Raw genomic sequence first — 17,213 nt, forward strand, 5'->3', positions numbered from 1 at the left:
TCTTATTCAAGCTCCTATCCGCAATGATTCTATAAACTCCGCCATATTATCCGATAGACGCTCTGTGCTGAATGCTTTTGCTCGTTTCACACCAGCCTTGCATAATACATTGTAATAATCCCGGTCCTCGATTAGCTTAAGAATTGCAAATGACAAATGTGCAACATTATCAGGAGGTACTAACAATCCATTCTCGCCATCCTTGATAATCTCAAGCGGCCCCCCTGCTTTGGACGCAATTACCGCTTTCCCTAAAGCCAATCCTTCAACGATAATCATCCCAAAGGGCTCTATGCCAATTGAACAGTGAGTGAGAATATCAAATGATTGAATCCAACTTGATACTTTCGGCTGATAACCAACAAAATGAATGTTGTCTGCAATCCCCGAAGCTATAGCCTGTTCTTCTAGTTCAGTGCGATATTCTGGTTCAGAATGATGACTGCCTCCAACGATTACAAAGTGTACATCTGGATGGTCTTTAATGACACGTATTGCCGCTTCGACAAATACATGCACTCCCTTCCATCTTTGAAGCCTTGCAACTATGCCAACAATGATGCTTTTTGTGGGTAAACCCAGCAACACTCTAACCTCTTCGGTCGGAGGAAGCATCATTGGATTGTTCTCTAATAAATCCACGCCGGGATAAATGACAGTTACTGGAATATTAGGTGTAAATTGACACTGAATTTCCTTAGCTGACTGCGAAGGACATAACACAGCTCTTGCAGGTATATATTTAAGACATTGCCCCATAAAATTCTTTTCAGGTGCCCCATGTTGAAACCAAATCGCGTCAATCCTAGCCGACCATGCCGCAGGACCTGCATAAAGATGTGCCTTGCTCATCCAAGATAAAACAATGTCAACTTTCTCCTTTTTTATCCATCGAAATAGGGCGTATACTGTCATGAATAATTTGCTTATTTGTCGAAGCTTTCCGGATGGAACTACTTTCACAGTGTAACCTAGTGCTTCAGCCTCACTAACTAACGGACCATTCTCAAAAAAAAATAACGTATATTCCCTATTTTTTGTGTGTTTATTTGCGCGCAGAAGATGAAGTAACATAAATTCGGCTCCACCTCCTAATTCCGCAAGTGGCATGACAATACCGACCTTCATTGTTCAACACCTCCCATACGTTTGTTTCTTTTCCACCCGATAATCCCCATATAACGACCCTCCAAGGTTGCACAATAGGCTGATATTACCTTTCCCTTTCTCATTAATACACCCCGAAGTAAATGAAGTAGTCCTGGTGAACTAGTTGAACCGATCAGCAGCGCCCATATCAAAAAAAATAGTTTTCTTATAGATGGTAAATGATCCAGGATAACTAATGTTTCATTATGTATGGCATTTCTTAATGCTATAGGGTTGAACTCATTCCTCTTATCCTCATCAAACCGCTGAGAAGGATAATGGCCAACTCCGATTAAGGGATCATAAATTAATTTCCATCCCATCCTTTTCATAGTTAATCCGACACTAAGCTCCCAATGAACCTGTGCTCCTTTGCCCAACAATCGATTATCGAAGCCAATTTTCTTTAATGGCTCTGTACGATATGCGCAGTTTACCCCTTTTAAGAAATCGACCTCTCGTGCTGCGCCTATTCCGAGATGGTGATTACCGACCCTCCTGCCGAACCATTGAATACTCCCTACAGAAGCAGCTTCTCCATCCAAAATGTTACCGTCCTGATGGATCCAATCACGTCCTCCAGCTCCGCCGGCCTTCTTGTTACTTGCAAAGACATTATCAATTCGTTCTAACCAATCGGGAAACGGCTCGGAATCGTCGTCCGTAATTGCCACAACTTCACCTGTAGCAACACTTAAACCCTTATTCATTGCTTGAACTACACCAGGTATATTCATTTCAACTATTTTTAGATGGATACTTGAGGGATTGAGATTCCTGATATACTGTAAAGTTTCTATATCTTCTTCTCTGATTATTACGATAATCTCATGCGGCTTTACAGTCTGTGAAATAACAGCTTGCAGACAGCGATCTAAATCGGCCACCCTGCAAAATGTTGGAATTAATACACTTATCTTCATACGAGATGAAGAGGCTTCGAACCGATGCGATCACCTAGGCCGAATCCTATATATTCGATTCCATTCATAGTTCCTGCATTCAATGCATTACGTCCATCGATAAATAAAGGCCGGCGCATAACCGAAATGAGATGTTCAGCTTTAAGATTTAGGTATTCGGGCCACTCTGTAATTAAAAGTGCAGCCTCCGCATCTAACAACACATCCGATAACTGATGCTTGAAATGTACTGTTCTCGGCAGTATTGCCCTCGCTGTATCTATAGCAATCGGATCATGGACATATACCTCCGCTCCCTCAGACAATAAGGCATTGACGATTGGAATGCTTGGCGCTTCTCTCAGGTCATCCGTTCCAGGCTTAAATGTAAGGCCTAAAACAGCTATTTTCTTCCCATATAAGGTTCCTATCTCCTCACGAAGCTTCTCAATGATTCGATATTTCTGATTGTTATTCACTTCAATAACAGCTGAAAGCAACTTGAAATCGTAATCGATTGTATCCGCAATAAATTGTAAGGCCCTTGTATCCTTTGGAAAACAGCTTCCACCGTAACCGATGCCAGCTTGAAGAAAAGATGAACCTATTCTGGGATCCTTGCCAATAACCATTGCAACTTTTGTCACATCAGCACCGACCCGATCACAAACATTGGCCATTTCATTAATGAAACTAATTTTCATAGCAAGAAATGCGTTTGCCGCGTATTTGGCTAATTCAGCGCTCCTCGTATCTACACTAATAAAGGTTGCTCCCTTTGTAGTCTCTGGACGAGGAGTCTGCTCAGGCGATATAAAAGTCTGAGAAATAATGGGTGCGTATAATTCCTGTAGAACATGAATAGCTCTTTCATTTCCACCTACTACGATTCGTTCCGGGTACAGGGTATCACTTACCACCCGACCCTGACTCAGAAACTCCGGATTAGAAGCAATGGTTACAGAGGAATGTAACGATGCTGAATTTACTCTTTCTAATATTTGATCCGCAGTCCCTACAGGAACAGTGCTTTTATTCACTAATACAGTTAGCCCTTCACGATTACGGAGACATGCAATTGTTTCATCAACTGCGGAGAACAGGTATTTAAGATTTGGAGACCCATCGACATTAGCAGGTGTTCCCACAGCCAGAAAGATTACATCCGAATCTACTAGACCCTCCCTATAGGAAGTTGAAAAGTGCAAATTAGGTTTGGCCTTGTGGAATAGCTCCTCTAAACCCGGCTCGAAGATCGGAAGCTTTCCTTGCCGAAGCAGCTCTATTTTTCCTGCTGCGATATCGATGCAGTTAACCTGATGGCCAAGAAATGCCAGAGATATCCCTGTAGCCAACCCCACATATCCTGTACCAATGACAGCAACTTTCATATAACGTCTCCTCGTAATAATGTTTTAAATGAAGAAGGATACCCTCAGCACAAGCGAGGATATCCAAGATTCATGCAATTACTTCTTGCAATCTCTCTTTTATAAGTATCTCTTCTATAACCTTCAACAGCGGACGACGAAATTCGGGATTCTTTAATGCATAGTCCAATGTAGTGAGAATAAAACCCAATTTATCTCCTACATCGTAACGAACACCTTGAAAATGATAACCAAAAACGTCTTGAATTTGATTAAGCTGTTGAATAGCATCCGTCAATTGGATCTCTCCATCAGCACCTAGCTGTTGAAGCTCAAGGAATCGAAAGATTTCAGGGGTTAGAATATATCGTCCCATGATTGCTAAATTGGATGGGGCTTGGCCTGAAGAAGGCTTCTCAACAAAGTTCTTCACTTGAAATAACCTTCCATCTCGGCCGCTTGGATCGATAATCCCATACCGATGCGTCTCATTCTCGGCAACTGGCTGCACACCGATTACGGAAGCTCCTGTGAGATCATATTGCTTCATTAATTGTTTCAAGCACGGCTCCTGGGCATCAACAATATCATCACCTAATAAAACTGCAAAGGGTTCATCCCCAATAAATCTCCTTGCACACCAGATCGCATGACCCAAGCCTCTCGGTTCCTTTTGGCGAATATAGTGAATTTCCACCTTTGAAGATCTTCTTACTTCCTCTAGCAGCTTATGCTTACCTTTTTCCATTAAATTGGTTTCAAGCTCAAATGCATGATCGAAATGATCCTCGATCGCTCTTTTTCCCTTGCCGGTAACAATAATGATATCTTCAATCCCAGACTCTATTGCTTCTTCAACAATGTATTGAATGGTTGGTTTATTTATAATTGGAAGCATTTCCTTAGGCATCGCTTTAGTTGCTGGAAGAAATCTTGTTCCAAGGCCCGCTGCGGGAATTATCGCTTTCCTAACTCTATTCATCTATTATCCTCCTTGATTTCGAAAAGAATATTTCAGGGGCATTAAACCCCTCCTCACGCTACACCCTTGACGATCTACGTCTAAGGTATCAAACACCCACAGCATAGCCGAGTGCCTACATTGATAAAGGTTAGTAGACATTACCTAAGACCTATGAAGGTAAAGCAGGGTTAAATAGACGCCTCTTTTTTCTTCATTTTATTCATTACGACACCTAGTAGATTAGCCTTCACACTCAATATCTCGTCTTTCGCCTTACTAGCAACCGACTTTTTTACTATGCCATGTTCAACTACAAAGACGACTCCGCAGCATTTGGCTGCCAGCATCTTGGTTTCAATGAATCCCAAGATAGGTGGTGTGTCGATCAATATAATGTCGTAATTCTGCTTTACTTCATTTATGAGAATATCCATTTGTGGTGAGGTGAGTAATTCCGATGGGTTGGATGGAGTTGATCCTGAGGTAATAACAGAGAGGTCTGGAATATTCGTTTTCTGAATTGTTTCACTTAGCGTGCTTTCGTTGATAAGAAAATGGGTTAGTCCGCGACCGTAATCACCCTCGAATAGCAGATGAACTCCAGGTTTCCTTAGATCAGCATCGATTAACAGTACTTTCTTACCTGACTGGGCATAGGCAATGGCTAAGTTTAGTGAGGTTATTGTTTTGCCCTCGCCTCGCATGGACGATGTTATTACTAATGTCTTGATATCCTTACCAATTGCCTTAAATTCGATGTTAATCTTCAAGGCTCTATAGGAATCTGTTGCAATTGAATTCAGTTTTGATGCTTTTTTAGATTTTGATTTACCGGTTAAGAGCTGTATAGGATGATCCACCTACTTCACCGACCTTTTTTCTTGATTTATTACTTGAGGGGCGTTGTTGCCTTTTGTCCTTTGTTTTAGCTACCTTAGCTAATGTCGAACATTGAAAGACTTGCAAAACATCGCTCTCCGACTTAATCGTATTGTCCATATACTCCAGCAGTAACGCGATTCCTATTCCAAAGAGGATGGAGATCAGAAAGCTTATAATGGTAGCTTCATTACTTTTTTCATTAAGCGGTAAGGCAAATTTTTCTGCTTCATTTGCGAGATTTAATACCTTGATATCATTTACCTCTACTAGCTTACGAACTTCGGATTGAAAAACAGCAGAAACTGCATTTACAATCTTCGCCGCTCTTTCATAAGAAGAATCCTGAATGAAGATTGCCATGACTTGAGTACCATTTAACGAACTGATTTGCACATCTCTGATTAGTTGTTTTGAACTAATTTGTAGAGCAGGATAACGTTCGACGACAATATCCATTATCGCTGGTGTTCTAATGATTTCCTTATAGGTATTGATTAATTGATCCTGGTCTGAAGTCTTACTCACGATTAACTTGGCCGTCGCTCCGTAAACGGGTCTGTATTGGTCATCGCTGTAGTATGCCGTAACAATTGTAGAAATGAATACAATAAGAGCGATCAGCCACAAACGTTTGAAAATGATTCTAAAGTAATCTACAAATTCCATCAGTGCCCTCCAGTAGTTCCATAGAATTAATGTTTTGTCTTACCCATATTACGATACATACTGTAACATGTCAATTGTGATTTAGTCACAAAATCATCAATTTGTTTCATTTTGTATCGTATTATAGGTAGTTTGAACCATGTTAAAGCGGGATAATTGGTCAAATCCTCTCCGTCAACACTCCACACTTCTTGTTTATAACTGGCATAAGCTAATAAACACTAGTTGATTTAAGGTTGAGAAATCACATGGAGAAAAGAGGGATAATCAATGTCTAATGCTAGCAGTATTGTCGATTTCGGTGCTGTTGGAGATGGTGTAGCTAATGACACAAAGGCTATTCAAAACGCTATGGCTAGCGACAAATCGTCAATATACTTTCCTGAAGGTCGTTATAATATCTCAGCAAACACTATATTCCCGGAGGAAAAAACTCTTATTTTCGATAAGAATGCTTATCTTTATATGTCGCAGGGGATCAAGCTGACAGTAAACTCCAAAATTATAGCCGCGCCATTTCCCCTTTTTGCTGGAGAGGGTACGGTTATTAGCGACATTATTAACAAGAGAACGATTAAACCTCAATGGTTCGGTGCTTCTAACGAAGGGGATGAAAAAAGAGGAATTGTTTCGACAAAGGCGTCTTTTACCCAGGGTTCAAATCTTCTGAGCATACCCGAGACGGATAAATTCAGATACTGGGATGGACAAACTGTAATGGTCTTACATGGAGGCAGCAATATTACTTCCACCTTCCCAAACCCGGCCCCTCAACCCACTCTATCGAAATTTGGAACGGCTGGATCAACCACCTATCGTTATCGCATTGCTATTCTCGATAAATATGGCGGCATAACCTCTGCAAGTGCGGTAACGACAATAACCAACGCACCTGATATTCTGAGTTTCAAGACTGGAAATAAGATTCGAATTACTATGCCTGTCGGCGGATCACGTCATGGTTATGCCATTTATGGCGAAGAGAGCAATCCAGCAAATTCTCGTGGAATCCTTGGACTTATTCGGGATGTAACCGCATATTGGGAAGATGGAGGGCACGGTTCAATTGCGGCTTCCACCCCGCCTTGGATACCATTAACCGCACCTAATGTAAAGCTGAATAACATTTTAGTAACGACCATTGTTTCTGGCGGTGGAACAACAACCCTTACACTCAAAGACAATGCTGGAGCTACCTTAAACGGCAACGGAGTCGTAATGATGGATAATGCAGATGCATATAACAAGTCCTATAATTACCTTGAAACATGCGGCGGCGGAACGATAGAAGTCGATTCAGGCGTTTACCATTTTAGACTTGATCCGGCGACAGCGAGATCAGTATATTTCACATCAAACATTACTACGAAAGGGATAAACAAACCTTTATTTTTAATGCATGTTAACCCCTGTAATGACAATATGTATTACTTTGTATCTAAAGGAAACAGTGCTTCCCATTGGTCATTCGAAGGCATTATTTGGGATGGCGGCAATCGAACCTATACTACTGAATTTGCGCAGCTTATGATTAATCCCTTGGGGACTAAAGGACATTCATACTTCCTAATAAAGGATTGTGAATTTAGATATTTTCGGGGCAAGTTTATAAGCACATACGATGGAAACTGTTCGGACTATCGAATTACTGGAAATCATTTTCATCATGGATGTTCCAATGCTTTAGGTATTGGGGGGCATCGTTATCGTGTAGATAACAATCTTTTCTCCGATATTTTTCTGGGATATGGCGGTACAAAAGTAGGCGGGGCGGAAGCAATCATCATGCGGAGTTTAACTTTTGGCAATACCGACGTCACCTCCTATGGCGACATCAGCTTTAACACATTTAATAATTACGGAACAATAAATTTTGGAGGCGCGAAATATGGATACAAACACATAAATATCTCCTACAACAAAATTTTAGGATATGACAATGCTATAGGATTAGGCGGGATAATGGAAAATATTAATGTTATAGGTAATCAAATCAAGATTCAGAGCTTGGGTTATTTGAATGGCGGCAATGCGATAAAACTCGAACTACCTGCCGTAGGGCAATCGTGTTCAGACTTAAACATTAGTGACAATGCCATTTCAATTTATTCTGATCCCACAACTGGATTTGGCTCTAGCGGCATTAGTTTCTCTGTTAATCCAAATAACTTTGAAAATGTCAAAAGAGTTCGAATAACGAATAACTCCATTAATCAGTATGAAAATGTAACTCAACGGCCAGTTGAATTGCGGTATCTGAAAGAACTTATTTTTTCAGGAAATTCAATAACATCGGATAATCCAAATATGGATACGGCTCTGGATATAGCGACGAACAATACACAGGATCATAGGTGGGTAATAACAGATAATATCACCTTAAATAAAGTTGTTAAAATTCCTAGCGGCTCTATCGTGACAGCAAATCAAACAGGGCTAATACGTGTCAGTGATCGAAGCATAGTCACAGGTAATACGGTATCTGGTGTTCCTGTTTCCGGGGCTAATACATGGGGAGCAGTTATTTTTATCAGCGGTTCAGATAATATCGTTACTAATAACAAAATCGATATGCAGAATCATTTTAATACCTCCACAGCGGCAATTAATGAAGGAAGCGGCGCTCGAAATAATGTTATTAGCGGTAACCAAATAACAAATTCAACAACTAATTATCCGCTTCTTCATAACTTCGAATCAACTGTTGTCAATAATACGGGTGTGCCAAATGCAGGCAGGCGTGAATTTGAAAGCTCATCTCTACCCACCAAGGGCATGTTTATTGTAGGGGATAGGATAATTAATATTACCCCAACAGCTGGCGGGACGATTGGATGGGTATGCACAACTGCAGGATATGCCGCAGAATCAACCTGGACAGCAAAAACAGCCTACTCATTGAATAAGCTTGTTTACTCTGGAACTAGAGTATACAAAAGCACTCTTGCCGGCACTTCAGGATCCGCAGCCCCTACTCATACTTCGGGCTCAGCTATAGATGGAACCGTTACTTGGCAATTTGTTGGGAATGCAGTTCAGTTTAAGACTTTTGGGACCATAAGCTCTTAATCATTTCTAAATGGACCACCTAGCTAACCTTTAGCCAAGTGGTCCATTATGATTATTATTCAATAGGACTTCCTTATTGACTTCAAGGTGTGTTTCCAAGAATCGAATATCAGATGCTTGAAAAAAAATTTATAAACATAATATTGTCGATCCTTAATTCCTAGCTTAGCCTTTCTTATTGAATCATAATTCCAACGACTTTTCACCAAAGGAATGTTGAGCGGCTTCAACACGTGCAAATGAGGAAATTGCTGATAAACAATGGAAAGCACGGTTTTTATTCTCCTTGATGTTTTGTCGCGAACCGCTTGTTGAAATAATAAGTCATAGTCTATTTTTTCACTGCATGTATATAACATCTGAACAATATCCAACAGATATCTCAGTGACTCCAACTGATGTCTAGCACCATGCAAACAAATAAAGTAAAAGGTATATTGCGTGGATAATTGCCTAATAAAATTGTACTTTTTAAAGGTTTCTGATGACTCCCAAAAAGGAGCCGGATTCAGATCAGACCAATATTGTTTATCAAACGTCCAGTGTAATTCAACAGACAGCTCGTGTTTATACAGCCGGGCGTGATGATCCTTTATGATCTGGAACCTATAACCCTGATCTTTAACACATTCAATTGCTTCGTTTAGCTTGCTAAGCGGAATATAAATATCAATATCACCGGTGATTCTGGCTCCGAAATGACCAAAATAGCGATCTGCAAATTGAATTCCTTTAAGAGGGATGGCATCGATTTGCCTCTGTTCGAAAGCCTTTAACAATGCTCCCTCTTTTTGCATCATATAGAAATTATGATGCACACCGCGCGTGTAATCGGCTTTAAGCTTCTGTTGGAAGAAAAGGGGGGTTTTCTCCAGCCGTCCTTGCTCGTACAACAAATGATAAACCTGAGAGGAGATCATAAATAGCTCGATATCCTGTAAAAGCCGATGATAATCATCGTTATCTCGGGGTAACTCAGTTTCAGGGTGATACAGTGATTGCAAAAATGCTATAACCATTACTCTCCAACCTTCTCTATAGCATGTGGCCAAACGACGACTTGAGATTGCAGCAGATGGTTCAGCACGCTTTTCTTTTCATTTGCTAGCTGGCTGAACATCCCTTTCTGAACGATAATCCCCTGATCGATGACAATCACTTGGTCGGCATTGCGTATCGTTGAGAGCCGATGAGCAATGACGATAATGGTCATTTTTCCCTTTAAGTTATCCAGCGCTTCTTGAATTTTTGTTTCATTTTCCGTATCTAATGCACTGGTTGCTTCATCCAAAACAAGGATGGAGGGTTTGCGTAAGATCGCCCGGGCCAGAACCAGTCTTTGACGTTCTCCTCCAGATAATCGGACCCCGCGATCACCAATGAACGTATCGAGACCCTGTGGAAGCCTTCTAATAAACTCAGCAGAAGCCGAAAACTCTAGCGCCTCCCAAATCTCATCTTCGCTAGCATTCGTTTTAACCAACAATAAATTTTCCCTTATGCTTGCATTAAAGAGAACAGGGTCCTGCGGAACATAGCTGATGGATCGCCTCAAGGATAATAACCGATCGCTTGTCAGTGGGATACCGTCAATAATGACTTGTCCGGATTCCGGTTGTATAAGTCCCATTATGATATCAATTAATGTGCTTTTTCCAGCGCCGGACTTACCAACAATAGCAGTCATTCGTTTAGAGGGAATTTGCACATTGATGTTTTGAAGTACAAATTGCGTTTCCTCCCGATTGTATCGAAAATTTACATTGCTAACCTCAAGACATTTCTCTATTGTGAGAGTTTTTATATTTTGATCATGTTTGTCGCTTAGGGTAAACTCTTCGGCTTCCTTACAATCATCTTGCAATTTAATGATGTTATTAAACGCCGGAATAGTAGAGGCTATTTGCTCCAGGCTGGACTGCAAGCCTGTAAATCTCGGCCATAATCGCGAGAAGATAATAATGATGAGTAAGAGCTGCTCTAATCTAGCCTGAAACATCTGTACCGACAAAAAAATAAAAGCAGCTATGAGCACCGCAGATGCCATTTGATAATAAAACTGTGATGTTGTTCTCAACTTAATGTACTCGCCCTGCTCCTTCTGCATTCTGATGTTAAGAAGACGAAGCCAGGTTAATCGGGAATGTTCAAGCATATTGATTTTTATATCCTTAATTCCATTCATCTGATCCGTGATCCCAGCCATATACTGCTGAGATAATTCTATCGTTTGTTTACCTAGATCTTTCGACTGGCGAATAAATTTCCGAGATAGGAACGCTAGAAGGGAACCGCATACAATGACGAATATCGTCATCTCAACAGACAGCCAGAATGCCAAGCCCAATTGGATGAGGCTGAAAATTATAGAGGCTATTAATTGCAGGGAAATATTCACCCCGCTGCTGACTCGTCCTAATTCAGCTGTTAAGGAATTAATGAAATCAGATTTTCTCCGCTTCATGAAGAAATCCCAATTGGATTGTAAGATGGACCGGTAGGTTTCTGCTCTTAAATAAAATACAAACCCCTGATGGATTTTCACATTCTGTATACTAATACCGCGTTTCAAAAAACTTTGACCGATAACTAGCAACACATAGATCCCCAATATAAGCGGCAATACCCAATCTGCGGGTATTAACTTGAATACATTAAACATACCAGACAAGGGGATTGATTCTGAACTAACACTTACAAATCCACTCATACTGAGCATCGGAATTAATAGAAAGATTCCAATACCCTCAAGGAAACTAATCAATACCATCCCAATGAGATTTACGAGTAATTTTCTTCCTGAGTGAGCGTATAATCGCTTTGTAAAGTAAAGAATAGATTTCAGATTAAACGCCCCCTTAGGTTACAGCAAATTTCTTCGCTTTTCTCCAGGTCCATAATATAGGACGTAGTGGGAAATACAAGAAATTAATATATTTTGGCAACGGCAGAGTCTGAGCATCGATGGGGTAAGGGTAAAAATGACTGAGGATGTATACGAACTTCTGCCGTCTTGATTTCGCGGCAAATAAATAACGTCTATAATGACGTTCTAAATCTTCTGGCGGATTGGAATGCATGTCTACGACTTCTCGAACAAATTGAAGCGCTGTCTGTGCTAATTTCACTGAACCACTATAGCTTACAATGCTGTGCATGTCCTTGTTTAATGGAGTGTCCAGAAGCAGGGATGCCAGAATCAGAGCTTGTCCGCCCACCGCTAACGAATGATATTTTTTCAGCAATAATTTCACATTGCTCCAATTCGTTTGTCGTCTTACTAGGATATCGATATCTGCCAACCAACGCAGCCGAAACCAACCATGTCTTGCGCCATGGGTAATCAGATAACAGAAAATGTCCGCTTCACCTAAGTAGTATGTAGAATAACTAGTAAGTAAATTGATTCTTCTTCGTTCCCATAATTCTTGGAAGCTTGGTTCCTTCGAAGGCCCCGGACTTAGTCGCCAATGCACTTCAAGACAGATCTTCTTGTGAGGATGATAAAAGGTAAAGTGGTGCTGTCTCCATCTCCAGCCCTCTAGCACGTTCATTTCAATATCCTCTGCCACATAGCCTTGATCCAGGACCAGCTGCATCACTTCAGTTAGTTGATTTATATTTACCAAGATGTCTAAATCTCTTGAAGTTCTATGTGAAATATCACCGTATAAATCAAATGCAAGAGCCGGTCCTTTCAGCAACAGTGTAGGAATGCTGTGCTCGTCGAACAGCTTGCAAATCCTTTCTAACTCTCCGCTCAAGTGCAGCATTCGGAATACATTCTTGTGGTATTCCTGGTGCAACGTTTCAAGAACATAGGACGGGACCCAGGTAGGATTCATTTTCTTTAATTGGCTATAAATAATAGCTGAAACCCGATGATGTCTGACCAAAAGAATGAAATGATCCCAATCCACGTCTTTAGATAGAATACGCTGAATGCTAATGGACCTGTTATCTTGTTCAATTCGCATAAAGGCGAGTAACAATTTCAATTCCTTAGGTAAGGAATCCAAATCATACAGGAAAGAACTATTCATCATATGATCCCTCTTGTCCGGCTTTATCTATCCGTTTAGCAAACTTTCCAACCACTGTAAACTTCCTCATCTCTTCCGCCCCTGTTACATAGAAGATACCACTGCGAAGCCAAGCATGGGCAACCATTGCCTTATTGGCATCTCTAGCGGTTCCTAAATAAAGCGTACTATCAATATGTCTTCTTTCAAGCATCTTCAAGACCGCAATTGCCCTGACAAGACACTTACTATCCCATAGAGTATGTCTGCTCATCCTGTGCAGAGCGACTGATATTTGCTTGATGAGGATTGTTTCCTGCATGCTGGACGCATGGGAAGTCTCCTCCATCCAAGAGCCTAGAGAAGGAGCTATCTTAGCAAACGGTAACCCAACGAGAATCCGTGCCCAAGCCAAGTAAAGGAACGACTCCATCATTAACAGCAGCATGCCCTTATCTAAGGATGAAAGCTTACGAATATATTTAACCGCATTCATTGCCGCTTTCCTTCTACATTGACATAGACCAGATTCTCCTTGAGCAGACTTTCCAAGAAGGATAGAACATGATCCTCGCACACACTCTGCTCGACGTTATATTCAGCCATTAGAATCGGGACGAGCTTACGAACGGATATCGGAGCGCTTAAGGCATCCCATATTCTTCCACCCACATCGCCAAGATTGAAATACTTACCCTTATTGATGTTGAGCATCACCTTTTCTCCATCCATGTCGCTTACGATATTTCCCTCCGCCTGAATGAGAATATGGTCCATAGTAAGTACCTGATTTGTAATCATCAAAATCAACCTTCCTTATTTATGTAGTAGATAAAATAAATGAAACCATCTCTGGAGCAGTAAATCCTGTAACAGGACGTTGTATTCGAAAAACGCCGATTTTGTTCGCCATACCGGCTGTCATATTCAAATGCCATTCCATCAGCCCTAATCGAGAAATAAAAGAATTTCGGTAAGTATGACAATACAGAATAGACAGTTTTTCCAGGCTTCGAATGCGATCCACTTGTATCGTTTCCTTATCTGATTTGACCAACTCGTATACTCCAGCGAGGGGCAGCAGCTCCTTATGGAACATGCCGGGTACAGGAACCGCAAATTTGGTTTCTCTTTGGAAGATGGGGCGATACGATGCATTCTCCATTCCAAAGCCATCCAAGCTTTCCTGCCATAGCTTTTGCTGAGGATATGATGGTGTAACCATCGGGGTTTGATCATGAGCAAGGGAGACTGCAATTACATCGTCGCTTACTAGCGGGTAACCCCTTTGGATGAAAGCAGACGCAAGCGTTGACTTGCCGGCACCGGAATCTCCAATGAACGCATACGCTTTTCCACCGATTTCTACGGCACTTCCGTGCAAGGGCAGAACCCTTCTCTGGAATAGCAATGCACCCATACAGGAACCCAGAATATAAAGCCTAATCTGATCCTCATCGGCTCCCGCCATTGGAGAAACGATAATTTTATTGCCGTCTTGGATGCAGTAGGTCGCAGTATCCGCAATCTGGAACATAACCCGATTTACTGTCACGAATGTCTTTCGATTCGGTACGGCTAAACGGCTCCAATCCTCGGACAGATCCGCCCTTTCGATGACAATATCCGCCGTTATATTCTCGTCCTCTAGTCCCTGCAATTCCGGTAGTTTAATATCGCTTGCCACTCGAAATCCAAATGCTCTGTATAAGGACTTATGTATAGTATGAATCATTATTATCCTCCAAAGTGTCTTCTTTAGTGAAAGGACCCTCATACAGATTACGTATAAGGGCCCTAGAAATTCATGTTCTAGCTGTGATGTTGAGTTGCTTCATCTGGATCAAAAGAATCAGGGATTGAGACGCCAGGACCAGCAAAGGTCATTTTTACATCAAGCACTTCCAGCGATGGTTTTTTCCATTCTTTGTTCATTTTATTCACCTCCTCTCAAGATTTTTGATAAATCGGTAAACAATAAGCGCTCGCATTAACATTGAATAATCTCCATCGTACACCGTTTTGGGATCCGGATTATCACCTAGCTTGGAAATGGCAGCCTTGATGGCAGTGATATTCAGATACTCCTTCATGCGGGTGTCCGTACACAGATGCCTAACCTCATCCATAAAGGATGGCCATACCCGATTCATCCGATGGATCGCATCGGCGCCTTGAATCCCCCTAATCTTATAGTTCAATCGAACTTTATCCGGAAGCATATCTGCAGTAGATCTCCGAATTAGCGCTCGGTCCATTCCATTCTGCACGAACTGCTCTACTGGCACGGACAAGCAAAATCGGACTACCCGCAAATCGTTCGTAGGATCCCGGTACCACATTCCATGACGCAAAGACATTTTCGTCCCGCTAACCCCGCTGGTGGTCCAATTGATGATCTCATCAAATTGCTTTCCCCTTTCTTCTATAGGGTTGCTTCTCGATAATTTCAACCCTGTCCTATTGATACCGTGTCTTTGAAGCATCGCATAGACTTCCGTCCGTTCGGCAAACTCTGGATTGATTAGCATAGGTGATAAATATTGTTCTTGGGAGTTAACGGCCTTGGGAAATGCCCTTTTCCTTACTTCCATCAACAAGTGCCGTCTGCCGATTCCTTTGTTTCTGCTATACATACTCATCTCACGATATAAACGAAAGAGATTAAAGCGTTTTAGGAGAGTTGCTTGATAATCCAAGGCAGGTCCCCAGGAAATCGAATAGTTGCCCCTGCCCCCGTTCAATAGAACGCCGATGCCTTCTTGTCTGGCTTTCTCATATACGCCGCTCAGCCAAAATGAATTTTCAACAAATTTATAGGGCATCTCCATCGTATCCAGCCACTTGTCCATCTCAGATAAGGGGCTTTTCCCTCTAAAATCGAGATAATGATCGTTAATATTGCCAACATGCTGAACTGTCGATTGGATGAATAGCCTTTCATCAGCCATCCTGCTTTTCGGTGTCCAATCAACAAAATCTTCCTCCGGGATGTAACTGTATGTATGCAATCGCTTATTCTCGTTAAGCAAGGCTTTGGCAGCGAAGCTGACGACAGAACCTGAATCGAGCCCGCCACTTAAGTATGATCCCACCTGATGGTGAGTACGCAATCGAGATTGGACTGCTCTTCGAAAAACATCTCGGAAAGCCTCTTCATATTCCCCATTGGTCTTCAGCTTTAATGGCTTATCCTCATTAAAGGTACAGTACCTTGAAAGCTTAACTTTACCGTTCTCTACAGTAATCGAATGCGAGGGAGGTACTTGCCTAATGTTGTGGTATACAGTCGAAGTAACATCAACTGTTTCAATTCTTCCAGGATTGGCCAGATACTCTGCCAGCCACTGTTCATTCAGTTGATTGCTGATATAGGGTAACGATAACATCGGTTGCATCGTCGTACAGAAAGCTAAACGCTCTGAGTTATGATAGTAATAGAGTGTTCTGCTTCCAGAGAAATCTCTTGCTCCAAAAAGCAGCTGTTTTCTCTCGTCCCAGATCATGAAGGCAAAGTCGCCTATAATAAACTTCGGAGCATCTTCTCCCCACTTATCATAAGCAAGCATAATCAACTCGCTATCTGTCACGGTTTTTCTATATGGATACTCCACCTGCAATCTTTCGAATAACTCTTCCCGATTGTCTATTATCGCATCTGCTGTGATGGCTAACTGTCTGCTCGCATCATAGTAAGGCAATTTTTCGCCAATAGATTCAGGTGTAATCCATTGCGCATGACAGCCGAGGAATATAGAACCTTGCAGCCAGCAATGTGTGTCATCGAATGAGTATCGGTCAAGAGACTTCATTAAATTCATCCCATGCTCTAGAGGGATAGGTTCATGATTAAAGTGGCATATGCCATGAATTGCACTCATTTTACACCTCTCTGCTGCGCAAGCACTTCACACTAATTCGTGCATCCTGCATGGCTTAATAATTCCAAGTGAAGCGTTCTTGAATTGTTTAAATGATACTAACTGTATCATTTGTTTCTCACTTTATTATAGAATTAGGTGCCTGTCAACTAGTTTTTTGTAAGAAAAAGGGTCTAAGGCTCGAATGCTACGAAATAGTGTAATACAAAACGTATCGATGAAATGGCTATCAAAATTGAAATTGATGAGTAAATACGGCAAAAAAAGTGCTTGCAATACAAGCTGCAAGCACTTTTTTTTGCATTAGC

Annotated in this window: 15 protein-coding genes; 1 reads left to right on the plus strand and 14 read right to left on the minus strand. The window is 41.5% G+C overall.

Going from position 1 to position 17,213, the window contains the following annotated elements:
• Window positions 1–6 precede the first annotated feature (6 nt).
• The 6 genes from ACESLK_RS18925 to ACESLK_RS18950 form a co-directional block, all read right to left on the minus strand.
• The gene (locus tag ACESLK_RS18925) at window positions 7–1,128 is read right to left on the minus strand and encodes a glycosyltransferase family 4 protein (RefSeq protein WP_373231264.1); all 1,122 of its coding nucleotides are present in this window, start codon (window positions 1,126–1,128) and stop codon (window positions 7–9) included.
• On the minus strand, window positions 1,125–2,072 hold the full coding sequence (locus ACESLK_RS18930) for a glycosyltransferase family 2 protein (protein WP_373231265.1): 948 nt from the start codon (window positions 2,070–2,072) through the stop codon (window positions 1,125–1,127). The genes ACESLK_RS18925 and ACESLK_RS18930 overlap by 4 nt, the downstream gene beginning before the upstream one ends.
• Window positions 2,069–3,442: a UDP-glucose dehydrogenase family protein gene (locus ACESLK_RS18935; protein WP_373231267.1), complete on the minus strand. Its 1,374-nt coding sequence runs from the start codon at window positions 3,440–3,442 to the stop codon at window positions 2,069–2,071. The genes ACESLK_RS18930 and ACESLK_RS18935 overlap by 4 nt, the downstream gene beginning before the upstream one ends.
• A gap of 70 nt (window positions 3,443–3,512) precedes the next feature.
• A complete protein-coding gene (gene galU, locus ACESLK_RS18940; protein WP_373231268.1) occupies window positions 3,513–4,403 on the minus strand; it encodes a UTP--glucose-1-phosphate uridylyltransferase GalU in 891 nt (296 codons plus the stop codon).
• A gap of 170 nt (window positions 4,404–4,573) precedes the next feature.
• Window positions 4,574–5,245, minus strand: a complete 672-nt coding sequence (locus ACESLK_RS18945; protein WP_373231269.1) for a CpsD/CapB family tyrosine-protein kinase — start codon at window positions 5,243–5,245, stop codon at window positions 4,574–4,576.
• Window positions 5,214–5,933: a YveK family protein gene (locus tag ACESLK_RS18950; RefSeq protein ID WP_373231270.1), complete on the minus strand. Its 720-nt coding sequence runs from the start codon at window positions 5,931–5,933 to the stop codon at window positions 5,214–5,216. The genes ACESLK_RS18945 and ACESLK_RS18950 overlap by 32 nt, the downstream gene beginning before the upstream one ends.
• 270 nt (window positions 5,934–6,203) lie before the next feature.
• Here ACESLK_RS18950 and ACESLK_RS18955 point away from each other — a divergent pair, with 270 nt between their 5' ends.
• Window positions 6,204–9,002 carry a glycosyl hydrolase family 28-related protein gene (locus tag ACESLK_RS18955; protein ID WP_373231271.1) on the plus strand — a complete coding sequence of 933 codons (2,799 nt, stop codon included), beginning with the start codon at window positions 6,204–6,206 and terminating at the stop codon, window positions 9,000–9,002.
• A 59-nt stretch (window positions 9,003–9,061) separates the two neighbouring features.
• On the opposite strand, the gene ACESLK_RS18960 is transcribed toward ACESLK_RS18955, so the two are convergent.
• The 8 genes from ACESLK_RS18960 to ACESLK_RS18995 all read right to left on the minus strand — a co-directional run bounded on the left by ACESLK_RS18960 (window position 9,062) and on the right by ACESLK_RS18995 (window position 16,905).
• The gene (locus ACESLK_RS18960; RefSeq protein WP_373231272.1) at window positions 9,062–10,021 is read right to left on the minus strand and encodes a nucleotidyltransferase family protein; all 960 of its coding nucleotides are present in this window, start codon (window positions 10,019–10,021) and stop codon (window positions 9,062–9,064) included.
• The gene (locus ACESLK_RS18965; protein WP_373231306.1) at window positions 10,021–11,847 is read right to left on the minus strand and encodes an ABC transporter ATP-binding protein; all 1,827 of its coding nucleotides are present in this window, start codon (window positions 11,845–11,847) and stop codon (window positions 10,021–10,023) included. The genes ACESLK_RS18960 and ACESLK_RS18965 overlap by 1 nt, the downstream gene beginning before the upstream one ends.
• Window positions 11,848–11,860: 13 nt before the next feature.
• Window positions 11,861–13,048: a nucleotidyltransferase domain-containing protein gene (locus ACESLK_RS18970; RefSeq protein ID WP_373231273.1), complete on the minus strand. Its 1,188-nt coding sequence runs from the start codon at window positions 13,046–13,048 to the stop codon at window positions 11,861–11,863.
• A complete protein-coding gene (locus ACESLK_RS18975; protein ID WP_373231274.1) occupies window positions 13,038–13,520 on the minus strand; it encodes a lasso peptide biosynthesis B2 protein in 483 nt (160 codons plus the stop codon). Before ACESLK_RS18975 ends, ACESLK_RS18970 begins: the two co-directional genes overlap by 11 nt.
• Window positions 13,517–13,825, minus strand: coding sequence for a lasso peptide biosynthesis PqqD family chaperone (locus ACESLK_RS18980; RefSeq protein ID WP_373231275.1), 309 nt, complete (start codon window positions 13,823–13,825; stop codon window positions 13,517–13,519). The genes ACESLK_RS18975 and ACESLK_RS18980 overlap by 4 nt, the downstream gene beginning before the upstream one ends.
• A 19-nt stretch (window positions 13,826–13,844) precedes the next feature.
• Window positions 13,845–14,759: an HPr kinase/phosphorylase gene (locus ACESLK_RS18985; RefSeq protein ID WP_373231276.1), complete on the minus strand. Its 915-nt coding sequence runs from the start codon at window positions 14,757–14,759 to the stop codon at window positions 13,845–13,847.
• A 77-nt stretch (window positions 14,760–14,836) separates the two neighbouring features.
• Entirely contained in the window at window positions 14,837–14,959 is a 123-nt protein-coding gene (locus tag ACESLK_RS18990; RefSeq protein WP_373231277.1) for a paeninodin family lasso peptide, read from the minus strand.
• Between the two features lie 5 nt (window positions 14,960–14,964).
• Complete coding sequence (locus ACESLK_RS18995) at window positions 14,965–16,905, minus strand: asparagine synthase-related protein (protein ID WP_373231278.1); 1,941 nt, start codon at window positions 16,903–16,905, stop codon at window positions 14,965–14,967.
• Between the last annotated feature and the right edge of the window lie 308 nt (window positions 16,906–17,213).

Source organism: Cohnella sp. (assembly GCF_041640265.1).
Taxonomy (GTDB): Bacteria; Bacillota; Bacilli; order Paenibacillales; family Paenibacillaceae; genus Cohnella.

What these genes read in the sequence shown, in the direction of transcription:
- ACESLK_RS18935 (WP_373231267.1), bottom strand. Translation starts at nt 3,442, where the DNA reads ATGAAAGTTGCTGTCATTGGTACAGGATATGTGGGGTTGGCTACAGGG.
- ACESLK_RS18970 (WP_373231273.1), bottom strand. Translation starts at nt 13,048, where the DNA reads ATGATGAATAGTTCTTTCCTGTATGATTTGGATTCCTTACCTAAGGAA.
- ACESLK_RS18925 (WP_373231264.1), bottom strand. Translation starts at nt 1,128, where the DNA reads ATGAAGGTCGGTATTGTCATGCCACTTGCGGAATTAGGAGGTGGAGCC.
- ACESLK_RS18995 (WP_373231278.1), bottom strand. Translation starts at nt 16,905, where the DNA reads ATGAGTGCAATTCATGGCATATGCCACTTTAATCATGAACCTATCCCT.
- ACESLK_RS18930 (WP_373231265.1), bottom strand. Translation starts at nt 2,072, where the DNA reads ATGAAGATAAGTGTATTAATTCCAACATTTTGCAGGGTGGCCGATTTA.
- ACESLK_RS18955 (WP_373231271.1), top strand. Translation starts at nt 6,204, where the DNA reads ATGTCTAATGCTAGCAGTATTGTCGATTTCGGTGCTGTTGGAGATGGT.
- ACESLK_RS18980 (WP_373231275.1), bottom strand. Translation starts at nt 13,825, where the DNA reads ATGATTACAAATCAGGTACTTACTATGGACCATATTCTCATTCAGGCG.
- ACESLK_RS18985 (WP_373231276.1), bottom strand. Translation starts at nt 14,759, where the DNA reads ATGATTCATACTATACATAAGTCCTTATACAGAGCATTTGGATTTCGA.
- galU (WP_373231268.1), bottom strand. Translation starts at nt 4,403, where the DNA reads ATGAATAGAGTTAGGAAAGCGATAATTCCCGCAGCGGGCCTTGGAACA.
- ACESLK_RS18950 (WP_373231270.1), bottom strand. Translation starts at nt 5,933, where the DNA reads ATGGAATTTGTAGATTACTTTAGAATCATTTTCAAACGTTTGTGGCTG.
- ACESLK_RS18975 (WP_373231274.1), bottom strand. Translation starts at nt 13,520, where the DNA reads ATGAATGCGGTTAAATATATTCGTAAGCTTTCATCCTTAGATAAGGGC.
- ACESLK_RS18990 (WP_373231277.1), bottom strand. Translation starts at nt 14,959, where the DNA reads ATGAACAAAGAATGGAAAAAACCATCGCTGGAAGTGCTTGATGTAAAA.
- ACESLK_RS18960 (WP_373231272.1), bottom strand. Translation starts at nt 10,021, where the DNA reads ATGGTTATAGCATTTTTGCAATCACTGTATCACCCTGAAACTGAGTTA.